General features: G+C 52.6%; 11 protein-coding genes. 3 read left to right on the forward strand and 8 right to left on the reverse strand.

Features of this window, described 5'->3' with window-relative positions:
• Position 1 precedes the first annotated feature (1 nt).
• The 4 genes from AJE_RS15635 to AJE_RS15650 are packed head-to-tail and all read right to left on the reverse strand — an operon-like array spanning position 2 to position 1,649.
• On the reverse strand, positions 2–343 hold the full coding sequence (locus AJE_RS15635) for a hypothetical protein (RefSeq protein WP_008607863.1): 342 nt from the start codon (positions 341–343) through the stop codon (positions 2–4).
• A 52-nt stretch (positions 344–395) separates the two neighbouring features.
• A complete protein-coding gene (locus tag AJE_RS15640) occupies positions 396–782 on the reverse strand; it encodes a thiol-disulfide oxidoreductase DCC family protein (protein ID WP_008951662.1) in 387 nt (128 codons plus the stop codon).
• On the reverse strand, positions 769–1,182 hold the full coding sequence (locus AJE_RS15645; RefSeq protein ID WP_008951663.1) for a DUF3429 family protein: 414 nt from the start codon (positions 1,180–1,182) through the stop codon (positions 769–771). Before AJE_RS15645 ends, AJE_RS15640 begins: the two co-directional genes overlap by 14 nt.
• A 50-nt stretch (positions 1,183–1,232) precedes the next feature.
• Positions 1,233–1,649, reverse strand: coding sequence for a YccF domain-containing protein (locus AJE_RS15650; protein ID WP_008951664.1), 417 nt, complete (start codon positions 1,647–1,649; stop codon positions 1,233–1,235).
• Positions 1,650–1,952: 303 nt separating this feature from the next.
• Between AJE_RS15650 and AJE_RS15655 the strand changes: the two genes are divergently transcribed.
• From AJE_RS15655 to AJE_RS15665, 3 genes are read left to right on the forward strand one after another with little or no spacing between them, the layout of a single operon-like run.
• Positions 1,953–2,495 (forward strand): TetR/AcrR family transcriptional regulator, encoded by a 543-nt coding sequence (locus AJE_RS15655; RefSeq protein WP_008951665.1) that lies wholly within the window; start codon positions 1,953–1,955, stop codon positions 2,493–2,495.
• The gene (locus AJE_RS15660) at positions 2,492–3,544 is read left to right on the forward strand and encodes an efflux RND transporter periplasmic adaptor subunit (RefSeq protein ID WP_008607870.1); all 1,053 of its coding nucleotides are present in this window, start codon (positions 2,492–2,494) and stop codon (positions 3,542–3,544) included. The genes AJE_RS15655 and AJE_RS15660 overlap by 4 nt, the downstream gene beginning before the upstream one ends.
• Before the next feature lie 11 nt (positions 3,545–3,555).
• A complete protein-coding gene (locus AJE_RS15665) occupies positions 3,556–6,603 on the forward strand; it encodes an efflux RND transporter permease subunit (protein WP_008951666.1) in 3,048 nt (1,015 codons plus the stop codon).
• Between the two features lie 96 nt (positions 6,604–6,699).
• Here AJE_RS15665 and AJE_RS15670 read toward each other — a convergent pair whose 3' ends face one another.
• From AJE_RS15670 to fadE, 4 genes are all read right to left on the reverse strand, one after another.
• Entirely contained in the window at positions 6,700–7,014 is a 315-nt protein-coding gene (locus AJE_RS15670) for a TraR/DksA family transcriptional regulator (RefSeq protein WP_008607872.1), read from the reverse strand.
• Positions 7,015–7,132: 118 nt separating this feature from the next.
• Entirely contained in the window at positions 7,133–8,938 is a 1,806-nt protein-coding gene (locus tag AJE_RS15675) for an ABCB family ABC transporter ATP-binding protein/permease (protein WP_008951667.1), read from the reverse strand.
• Between the two features lie 20 nt (positions 8,939–8,958).
• A complete protein-coding gene (gene ppnP, locus AJE_RS15680; RefSeq protein WP_008951668.1) occupies positions 8,959–9,240 on the reverse strand; it encodes a pyrimidine/purine nucleoside phosphorylase in 282 nt (93 codons plus the stop codon).
• A gap of 149 nt (positions 9,241–9,389) precedes the next feature.
• The gene (fadE, locus tag AJE_RS15685; RefSeq protein ID WP_008951669.1) at positions 9,390–11,876 is read right to left on the reverse strand and encodes an acyl-CoA dehydrogenase FadE; all 2,487 of its coding nucleotides are present in this window, start codon (positions 11,874–11,876) and stop codon (positions 9,390–9,392) included.
• Between the last annotated feature and the right edge of the window lie 70 nt (positions 11,877–11,946).

Here is an 11,946-nt window from a genome sequence, read left to right on the forward strand (position 1 = left end):
CTTAGCCAGAAAATTCCTGGCTTAACACCTGTTGTCGTTCGGTTTCGGTCAGAATACCGGTTAGCAGCGTTTTGCGGCGTAGCCGGCGCATACTCTCACTGTCTTCCAGTAGGGCGCGACGAAACAGTTCCGGCTGGTCAAGCTGGCTTAGCATACTGTACCAGCGGATATAGCCCCAATGTTTAATTAAACCGCTCTGATAGCGCAGTTCCAGTTTTTCCAGTAGCGGCGCTGCCAACTCAGGCTGAGCCAATAGCTTATCGGCAATTAGCTGGTGCAGCGCCAACAGCTGGGCATCGGTATGAATTTGCGCCCGGCTGGGCGCACGACGGGGACGACGCATTTATTTACTCTCTGGGCTCGGGCTGTTCAGATTTGACTGCATATTGCGTCGGTTAAAGGTCACATTGGCCATCGCTACAGCCTTTGCGGCGGGCTGCCCAGAAATAATACGCCCGGTTTGCCAGCGTAGTAATAAGCGGTAAACTCAAAAGCCAGGGTAAAAAGCGCAGACCCGCTAAACGCCAGTAGTAAAGTGTAGCGGGTAGGGCAGTAATAAAGCGCTTGCCATCCCACAGATGGATTTCAGCCTGCATGGCGCTGCGCTTAACCCCGGCAAAGCCGGTAAAGTCGGGCGCACTGATATCAACCAGCTCAATTTTGTCGCTGAGTTTCGGACCCAGCCAGCTCATTTCATGCCGGCATAGTTTGCAGCTGCCATCGAAAAACAGCTTTCTATCCACTTTTTTATTTACAGTGGTGCTGACCTTAGTAGGCGACATAAAACCCCAGATGACACAGTATTACGACGACAGTGAGCTGATTGCGCAGGCTACGGTAAGGCAAAGCATAGCGCTGATTAATACCGCTGATAATCTCATAACACCTTAAGGCTGCAAATAACAGGGCGAGCGCCAGCAGGCTATATGCAGGCAGCAGTGCTAATGCCAGGATCGCCAGTACCGGAAAGCTGACTACCCACAGGGCCCGGCTTGACGGCTCGGGCGCCTGGTATAATACCGGCCATAGCACGCCAGCCATAAAACCTAAGATCAGGCAGCTGTAGAACTGAAACAACAGCATGGCCTGTGCTGGAGCAAGCAAAGGCCAGAGCAGGCTGCAAAATGGTAACAAAACAAAGGGAATTAAACCCGCATAACCCAGAGGCGTAATCATCGACATACTATAGTGCTACTCAGATGCCGCTTCTACGCCTGGGCCAGGTTCCGGGATCAGACCAGACGCTGCTTATTAATCACCGTTTTGCCAATGGGGGCTACTGCCAGGCCGGCCAGTTTCAGATGCTGCAGACCAAAGGGGATACCAATGATTGTGATAAAGCAGACAATAGCATGGAACAAATGGCCAATGGCCAGCCAGATACCAAACAGCACAAACCAGATAATATTCCCCATAGTACCAAGGGCACCAGTGCCGATGTCGTCCGCCTTATTCAGATAGCGGCGGTTGATGGTGTCCTGACCAAAGGGCCAGAATGCCAGTTCACCCATCACAAAGCAGGCGCGGCCAAATGGAATACCGATAATACTGATAAAACAAATCAGCCCAATCAGCCACCAAGCCAGCCCCATCACAAAGCCGCCTAAAATAAACCAGAAGAAATTAAAAATTAGCCGCAGTACGCTCATCATCCTATCCTTTTTTTGTGTATAAGGCTGAACCCGCACGCTGACAGCCGCTATCCGTCAGCAGTGATTTAATTCCCTGCTATACTTGCCAATAGTATGCCAGGTATTAATGCATTGTTTTTATTGATTTTAATTTATTGCTTTCCCAAGCCTATAGCGAGAATAACTAAAATATAGTCATTTTTCAGCCGGCTTATTGCAGTTTAAGCCAGTTATTCTATAATAATTTACTGTACCAACCAGTCGGTTTTTTGTGACCTGCCAGGCCGTAATCCCAGCCCGGCGGAACACAGGAGTAACATATTGAGCAAAAAGGCCCAGATCACCGTCAGCCAGATTATTCAAGCCGCGCTTAGCGTTGCAGCAGACAAGGGCGCCGGCAAAGTTACTCTGGACGCTGTTGCCAAAGCGGCAGGCGTCAGTAAGGGGGGCTTGATCTATCACTTTCCAAGCAAGGAAGCACTGATCAGCGCTATGGTGCAGCATCTACTGGATGAGGCCGATTGCCGGCGCGAGCAACAGACGCAACTGGAGCAATCGACGCTGGCTGCGTTGCTGCAAACTCGCGCATCCTTTACCCGGCAAATTGCCGGCAATACTGCTATGGCCATTTTGGCCGCTGCGGCTGAGCAACCAGCCTTACTTAAACCGGTACAGCAGCACAATATTGCGATGCTGCAGCAGGTGCAGGCCGAGCATCAGCAATCACCTCAGGCCTTGTTATTGTTTTTAGCCAGCGAAGCCCTAGTTTTTCACGATTTATTGCAGATTTCGCCCTTCACTGAGCAGGAGCGAATCGATTTGGAACAATTATTAGTGCAACAGGCACGGGAGCTGCAAGCATGAAATTGACACTGAAATCATCATGGTGGATTGCCAGTTTAGTCGTCGGGCTAAGTGCCTGCTCGGACGCACCACAGCAGGCAACAGTGGCGGTGCCAACGGTGAAACTTTATACCGTTAATGGCGAAGATCAGGCCAGTAGCCGGCATTTTGTCGGGCGTATTGATGCCGTAAGTACAGTGGATCTGGCGTTTCAGGTTGGCGGCAGAGTAACAGAGCTACCCGTGCAGCAAGGTCAGGTGGTTCCGGCAGGGGAATTGCTGGCCGCGCTGGACCCGGCAGATTACCGGTTAGCAGTGGAACAAGCCGAAGTGCAGTTGGCGCAGGCCAGCCGTGATTTAGAGCGGGGCAAGCCGTTGCGTGAGCAGGGGATTTTAACACCGTCTGCTTTTGATCAGTTACAAACCAATTTTGAGATTGCCCGGGTCGCGCTGGAAAATGCCCGACGTAATTTGGACTATACCCAACTGAAAGCACCTTTCGATGCGCTGGTGACCCGGCGTATTGTCGAGCGTTTTGCGACAGTAGCTGCAGGCACACCGTTATTAAGAGTGCAAAATATTACCGAGCTGCGGGTACATATCAATGTGCCGGAGCAGATTATGCGCCAGGTGCGGGATACCAGTGATTATCTGGTTTCGGTGCGCTTGTCAGAGTCTGCCACTGAGCGCTATCCACTGGCCTACCGTGAGCATGCAACCGAGGTTGATCCGCTGACCCAGACTTATCAGGTGTCCTTTGCTATGCCACGTTTGCCGGATGTGAATTTACTGCCGGGTATGACAGTCAACGTCGTCACAGAAAAAGTGGCGGCGAACAGTGCGGTACTGATCCCGGTATCGGCGCTGGATACCGCCACACCGGACCAATTCTATGTCTGGCGCTATCAGGCCCAGACGCAAAGCGTGCAGCGGGTGCCGGTGCAGGTGGGCAGTATTCGTGAGCAGCAGGTAGAGATTATCAGTGGTTTAAGCCGTGGCGAGCAGGTGGTATCAGCCGGGATCTATCAGCTGCAACCTGAGCAGCAAGTTCAGCCCTTTGTAGCCTATTAAGGAGCGGCCTGATGCGGATTGCCAGTTATGCAATAGAAAAGCAAATCAATACCTGGTTATTGATTATGCTGTGTTTTTTAGGCGGTTTATGGGCGCTGGTCAGTATTGGCCGGTTGGAAGATCCGGCCTTTACGCTGAAAGAAGCGGTGATTATGACCTACTACCCCGGGGCGACGGCGGTAGAGGTGGAGGAAGAAGTGACAGAGCTGCTGGAATCCGGCATTCAGCAGTTATCGCAGTTAAAACGTATTACCTCCAAGTCGATGCCCGGTAAATCGGAAATCCGGGTACAAATTCAGGATAAATACGATGGCAGTCAGATGCCGCAAATTTGGGATGAGCTCAGACGCAAGGTAAATGACGCCAGTATGCGCTTACCCGCTGGGGTGATGAAACCGATCGTCAATGACGACTTTGGTGATGTATTCGGTATCTTTTATGCGGTAACCGCCGATGGCTTTTCGGATCGCGAAATCCGTGAGCTGGCCACCTTTTTACGCCGCGAAATGTTAACGGTTAACGGCGTCGCTAAGGTGCAAACAGCCGGTGAGCCGGAAGAGCAAATCAGCGTTGAAATTTCGCAGGAACGCTTACTGGGCATCGGCTTGCCGCTGCAGCTGGTGGTCAATACCTTGCAAACCGAGAATGCCGTAGCGGCCGCAGGTTCGGTGCAGGTCGGCGATAAAAGGGTACGGCTGATCAGCAAGCCGGGCTTAGACTCCATCAGTGCCATTGAGAATCTGCGTATCGGCAAACCTGGTTCTACTGAACAACTGAGTATCTTTGATGTCGCTACGGTAAGCCGTGGCGAGGTAGAGGTGCCGACACAGTTGATCCGCTTCAATGGCCAGCCGGCATTTACGCTGGCTATTTCCGGTCTGACGGACGCCAATATTGTCGATGTCGGCAAAGCGGTCGACCGGCATCTGGCCAGTCTTGCAGAGCGGATCCCATTAGGGGTTACCCTACATCCGATTTATCAGCAACATCTGGTAGTCGATAACGCCATTAACGACTTTATCGTCAATCTGGTGCTGTCCGTAGTGATCGTGATAGCGGTGCTATGTCTGACCATGGGTTGGCGTGTTGGCTTGGTCGTTGGCGGTACCCTGTTGCTGACGGTATTGGGCACGGTATTTTTTATGAAGCTAGCCCATATCGAGATGGAGCGGATTTCGCTTGGTGCCCTGATCATTGCGATGGGGATGCTGGTTGACAATGCGATTGTTGTCGCCGAAACCATGCTGATTAATATGCAGCGCGGCCAGAGTTCACGCCAGGCTGCCGGCGAAGCAGCCAGTCGGACCCAGATCCCGTTATTGGGAGCGACGGTGATCGGTATCATGGCCTTTGCCGGTATCGGCCTGTCGCCGGACAGCACCGGTGAATTCTTATTCTCGTTATTCGCGGTGATTGCTATTTCGCTGCTGCTCAGCTGGGTGCTGGCCATCAGTGTCACGCCGTTACTGGCGCATTACCTGTTTAAAGTCAGCGCTGACAGTGCCAGTCAGGACCCTTATGCAGGTCAGTTCTACCAGCGTTATGCTGGCTTATTGCGCCTGGCACTACGCCAGCGGGCGCTAACCCTGGGTGGTCTGGCACTGTTAACCCTGGTTAGTGTGATCGGTTTTGGTCAGGTTAAGCAGGTGTTCTTCCCGGCCTCTAACACCCCCATCTTTTATCTGAATTACTTTTTGCCGCAAGGTTCGGATATCCGGGCGACCTCACGCGATCTGGCAGAGATTGAACGCTTTGTCATGGCGCAGCCTGAGGTGGAATCGGTCAGTAGCTTTATTGGTTCGGGCGCCAGTCGCTTTATGCTGACCTATGCACCGGAGCAACCGAATGCAGCCTATGGCCAGTTGATTATCCGTACCGCACACCGCGATCAGATCCCACCGCTGATGCAGCGGCTGCGCACTGAACTGCCGCCGCGCTTACCGCAGGCTGAAATCTACACCCAGCAACTGATGTTCGGTCCGGGCAGTGGTGCCAAGCTGCAGGCCAGGGTATCAGGGCCGGATGAGCGTATTTTGCGCCAGTTGGGGCAGCAAATTACTGAGCTGATGCGCCAGGATGCCAGTATTACCGATTTACGGCAAAACTGGCGGCAGCGTGAGCTGGTGATCGTTCCGGATTTTAACGAGGAGCGGGCACGGGTCGCGGGCATTAACCGTACTGATTTGGCGCAAACCCTGGAGTTTGCCAGCACCGGGGTGCGCAGCGGTGTCTTCCGTGAACATGATAAGCAGATCCCGATCGTGGTCAGGCCGCCGGCCTCGGAGCGCTTTGATATCGACCGCCTGCATGATCGGATGATCTGGAGTTCCAGCGACAATACCTATATTCCGATCACGCAGGTGATTAATGGGCTGCAAACGCAAACCGAAGAGGCAAAAATTCAGCGCCGTGACCGTTTAAGAACCTTGACCGTCGAAGCGGAGCCGGCACTGGGTTATACCGCTGACCAGGCGTTAAAGCGTATTAAAGCAAAGGTCGAGGCTCTGCCATTACCCAGCGGCTATCAGCTTAGTTGGGGCGGTGAGTATGAAAGCTCAGCTGAGGCGCAGCAGTCGTTGGCGGCGCAGTTACCGCTGAGCTTTATCGTGATGCTGGTGATCAGTATTCTGCTGTTTGGCTCGCTGAAGCAAACGCTGGTGATTTGGCTGATTGTGCCGATGTCGATCTGCGGCGTGGCGGCAGGCCTGCTGGCATCCGGCTTCCCCTTTGGTTTTACCGCGCTGCTGGGGTTCCTCAGTTTATCGGGTATGCTGATGAAAAATGCCATTGTGCTGGTTGATGAAATTGATCTGCAAAGCGCGCAAAAAACTGACAAGCTGCAAGCCATTATCGAAGCCAGTACCAGCCGGATCCGGCCGGTAATCCTGGCTGCGCTCACGACTATTCTGGGGATGTTACCGCTGTTGTGGGATGCGTTCTTTAATAGTATGGCGGTGACCATAATGGCCGGCCTGGCTTTTGCGACCATCCTGACACTGATTGCGGTACCGGTATTGTACGCCCTGGTATTCAGAGTCAAAGCGCAGCAGCAGAGCTGAACAGTAAAACAGCCGGCCGCGATAGTGCGGCCGGCTGGTGTGTGTGGACGGTGTGATAACAGCGCGTTGCAACGCTAGGGTAGCGCTAAGACAGCGCTATTTAGCGCATTTAATACAACGCTCAGTAAAGGGGATAATATTCAGGCGTTCTACGTTGATATTGTCACCACAACGGGCACACTGATCATAGGTACCCTGTTCGATACGCGCCAGGGCGCGTTCAATTTGCTGCAGCTCTAACCGATCCTTTTGTTCCAGCGCATTGAGGACTTCCTCGTTTTCACGCTCCTGGGCCTGTTCACTAAAATCAGCGCTGCGGCCCATGGCAAAATCACGTTCAATTGCAGCGACCTGACGTTCCAGTTCTAATTTACGGCTAAGTAAGCGGCGTTTTAGCTCTTGAAATGGCATCTGCGGCTCCTGTTTGCTGTGCTACCCGCCTTAACTGTAGCAGACTGCAGTTGGCCTACAGTTGATCTGGCGCACAAAAATTGTGCAATCGCCGCCGCCGAGCTGCCGGTCAGGCTAACTATTCCGACTGCTGTTCAGCCTGCTGGCGCCACATTCTGGCGTAACTGCCGTTAGCGGCCAGCAGCTGTTGATGATTCCCTTGCTCAATCAACTGACCATGCTGTAACACCAGAATTTGGTCGGCATCGGTTACGGTAGATAAGCGGTGCGCAATCACTAAACTGGTATGTTGTTTCGCCACTTCGCGCATCGCACTGAGGATCGCTTGCTCTGATTGTGAGTCCAGTGACGAGGTGGCCTCATCAAAGATCAGGATCGGCGAGCCTTTCAGGATGGCTCGGGCAATCGCAATACGTTGCTTCTCCCCCCCGGATACTTTTAAACCGCGTTCACCAACCTGCGTCTGATCGCCTTGCGGTAAGCTGTTAATAAATTCCCGCAGGTGCGCCAGGTCAATGGCGCGTTCGATCTCGGCGGCACTGGCATCTGGGTTGGCATAGGCAATGTTTTCGCGAATGCTGCTATTAAACAGCACCGTATCCTGCGGAACTATCGCAATAGCCCGGCGCAGTGAGTCCAGAGTCAGCTGTCGGATATCCTGGCCATCGACCAGAATTTGCCCGCTCTCCAGCTCATAAAAACGGTACAACAGGCGGGCAATGGTACTTTTACCGGCACCAGAGGCGCCAACGATTGCGACCTTACTGCCACTTGGTACCTGAAAACTCAGTTGTTGTAAAATCGGCCGCTCTGCCTGATAGCGAAAACTGACCTGCTGAAAGCTGATTGCCGCTGCCTGCAGCTGCCAGGGCCGGGCATCTGGCGCATCGACGATCGCTGGCTTGCGGGTAAGCAGTCCGAGCATATTTTCCAAATCGGTCAGAGCCCTGCGGATCTCGCGATAGACAAACCCCAAAAAGTTCAGCGGCAAAAACAACTGAATTAAATAGGCATTTAACATCACCAACTCACCTAAACTCAGCTGCGCGTTGACCACATCGCGGGCCGCCAGATACATCAAAGCAGTGACTGCCAGCGCAATAAGTAGTGCCTGCCCCGAGTTTAATAGCAGTAAACTAAGACGGTTCTTTAACCGCGCCTGCTCCCAGCTGGCTAAAAAGCCATCATAAATTTTGGCTTCATACTGTTCATTATTAAAGTATTTAACCGTTTCATAGTTCAGCAGGCTGTCGACGGCGCGACTATTGGTAGTGTTATCGGCCTGATTGGCTTCGCGGATAAACTTATTGCGCCACTCCGTGACATAGACGGTAAAGAAAATATAGAGCGCAACCGCGACCACGGTAATCAACGCATACAGCGGAGAGAACAACAGGCTGAAAATGACCGCCACCGCCAGGATCTCCAGCAGGGTCGGTACTATATTAAACATTAAAAAGCGCATCAGAAAACTGAGGCCATTGGTACCGCGTTCGATATCGCGGCTAATGCCACCGGTTTGCCGATCCAGATGGAAGCTGAGTTCCAGTTGGTGTAAATGCTGAAATACCTTTAAACCCAGTTGCCGCATTGCATGTTCGGTGACCCGGCCGAACAGGGCATCGCGTAGCTCACCGAAAAACACTGTGGCAAAACGCAGACCACCGTACAGCAGGAGCAGCGCCAGTGGCAGCACTAACAGTGCCTGGCGGCCGGAGTCCAGCGCGTCGACAATTTCTTTTAATGCAAAAGGCACCAGCAGGGTTGCTGCTTTAGCGGCAATCAGACAAAGCAACGCCAGCAACACCCGGCCTTTAAATGCCATTAAATAAGGCCAGAGGGTTTGTACACTCTGGCCTAATGACATGGCATAGCTACGTTTTTGTGGTTCAGGCTGTTTGGCTGCGCTGCGCATGCCACGCATAGTTCACTCGTTCGGCTGGCTTACTGATAGGTGCAAAGGTAAGCGGTATCACGGGCGACTTGCAACTGAAACTTGCTATTAGCAGGCACCTGAAAGGCCTGGCCGCGCGAATAGGTTTGCCAGCTGTCACTACCCGGCAGCTTTACGGTCAACTCGCCGCTGATTACCGTCATCACTTCGTGCTGGCTGGTGCCAAACTCATAATTCCCCGGTGCCATCACGCCAACGGTGGCAGGCAGTTGCTCGCCCTGAAATGCGATAGACGCCACCTTACCATCAAAATACTGATTGACTTTAAACATCATGTTCTCCTCAAGTTATGCGCTGTCAGTAAAACCTAAAACTTGATACTTGACCAGCTTTATTTGGACGTTTAGAAGTCTTTATTGCTTGTTAATAAAAAAGGCCGGTTGCGATAACCGGCCTGTTAATTTTTCTGACTTGGCTGTTATTAAGCCGCCTTTGTTTTTTTCTCGGCGGCATTTAGCGCCTCGGCGCCATTAGCCTGCTGTTTTAATGATTTATCCGCAGCCAGATACTCTGGCTCAAAATCATCAACATTAATCACAAATAAACGGCTTTCTTCAGCTGTGCGCAGTACCTGAGCTTCTTGTTGGTTAATCACGCCCAGTTTCAGACCTTCATCCGCCACTTCATGCAGGCGGAAGAACGGCAGACGTTTGCCTGAGGCTTTGCTGACTTTATCGAACAGAGGCTCAGCGGCCAACACATCCAGCAGCGCCTGCTCCACGCGGCCTAACTGATTTAGTGGCTCTACTTTCAGATACAGGTGCTTACCTAAGCGGTTACGCGCTTCACATGGCGTCATCATAATCCGTGCTACCTGATGATCCAGTTGATCTGATGGCTTACGCAAGGTACGGCCAAACGGGAATACGATACGCTTTAATACCACACCGACAACGCGGTTCGGGAAGTTATCGAACAGCTCTGTTAACGCCAGCTGCGCACGGAACAGGTTATCTTCACAGGCCCACTGCACCAGCGGTAAATCCTGCACCTGACGGCCTTCGTCCTGATAACGTTTTAACACGGACGAGGTGATATACAGCATACTCAGAATATCACCCAGGCGCGCTGAAATGCGTTCACGACGTTTTAAATCACCACCCAGGGTGCCCATGGCCACATCAGACATCAGTGCCAGTGCTGCGCTAAAGCGGTTCATTTGCTTGTAGTAGCGGGCGGTATCATCGTTGTAAGGGGCGTGACTGAAGGCGCCGCCGGTTAACGATAACCAGAAGGTGCGGAAGAAATTACTGATTGCAAAGCCGATATGGCCAAACAGTGCCTTGTCAAAAGCCGTGACCGCTGCGCCTTCGTCCGTCAGTTGGGCTGCCTGCAATTCAGCCAGTACAAAAGGATGGCAACGGATCGCGCCCTGACCGTAAATAATCATATTCCGGGTCAGGATATTGGCACCCTCTACGGTAATGGCTACCGGTGCACCCTGATAACCGCGGGCCAGGTAGTTGTTCGGGCCCATACAGATCCCCTTACCACCATGCACGTCCATCGCGTCAATAATAGCCTGACGCATGCGTTCGGTCATATGGTATTTGGTAATAGCAGAGATCACCGACGGCTTTTCGCCCAGGTCAATCGAACTCACTGACATTGCCGTTGACGCATCGGCCATGTAGGCATAACCGCCAATCCGCGCCATCACTTCTTCTACGCCTTCCATCTTACCAACAGGTAATTTGAACTGACGACGAATACGGGCATAGGCACCGGTCGCCAGCGCCACAGCCTTGATACCACCAGTACTGTTCGATGGCAGCGTAATAGCCCGGCCCACTGATAAACATTCCACCAGCATCCGCCAGCCCTGGCCAGCCATCTTCGGACCACCGATAATATAATCCAGTGGCACAAAGACCTCAGTACCCTGAGTTGGACCGTTCTGGAATGGCACATTCAGCGGGAAGTGACGGCGGCCAATTTTAACACCAGGGGTATTAGCAGGGATCAGCGCACAGGTAATGCCCAGATCTTCTTTATCGCCCAGCAGTTTGTCCGGATCTTGCAGCTTAAACGCCAGGCCCAGTACAGTGGCGATCGGCGCCAGCGTGATATAGCGCTTATTCCAGGTCAGGCGCATGCCGAGGATTTCCTCACCATTCCACTGACCTTTACATACCACACCAAAATCCGGAATGGCACCGGCGTCAGAGCCGGCCTCCGGGCTGGTCAGGGCGAAGCAGGGCACATCGATACCCTTGGCCAGACGCGGTAAATAGTAGGCTTTTTGCTCATCAGTACCATAATGCTGCAACAGCTCGCCCGGGCCTAAGGAGTTTGGCACGCCGACGATGCTGGATAACATCATGCTCTTACTGGTCAGTTTTTGCAGCACGCAAGACTGGGCAAAGGCAGAAAATTCCAGACCACCATATTCTTTCTTGATGATCATGGCAAAGAAGCCTTTGTCTTTCAGGTACTGATACACTTCCGGTGCCAGATCCGCCCGCTCGTGGGTGGCATGCCAGTCATCCATCATTGCCAGCACTTCTTCTACCGGGCCGTCTAAAAAGGCCTGCTCTTCAGCGCTTAAACGCGGCTGCGGGTAGTTGTGCATCTTGTGCCAATCCGGATTGCCACGGAACAGATCGCCTTCCCACCAGGTGGTACCGGCGTCAATGGCTTCTTTTTCGGTGCTGGACATTTCCGGCATAATTTTGCGATACAGCTTTAACAGCGGTTTGGTCAGGTGCTGTTGACGCACTGACGCAATGTTCAGGGGTAAGGCAATGGCTAAAAAGACCAGCCAGGCAAAAAAGCCTGCGACGCCACTAAAGGTACCCAGTAGTAGGATAGCGCCGAGCACGGCGGTAAATAATGTCAGGCTGGCGCGGTGATAGGCGAGAACGCCCGTCGCCACCAGCAGGGCAACACAAAGCAGAAACACACTCATTGTAAACTCCTGTGATAAGAGGTCTGACCACTAAAGCTTTAGCTTAGAATGCTTTAAGCCAAGTTGCAAG

It is taken from the genome of Alishewanella jeotgali KCTC 22429 (assembly GCF_000245735.1).
Classification (GTDB): Bacteria; Pseudomonadota; Gammaproteobacteria; order Enterobacterales; family Alteromonadaceae; genus Alishewanella; species Alishewanella jeotgali.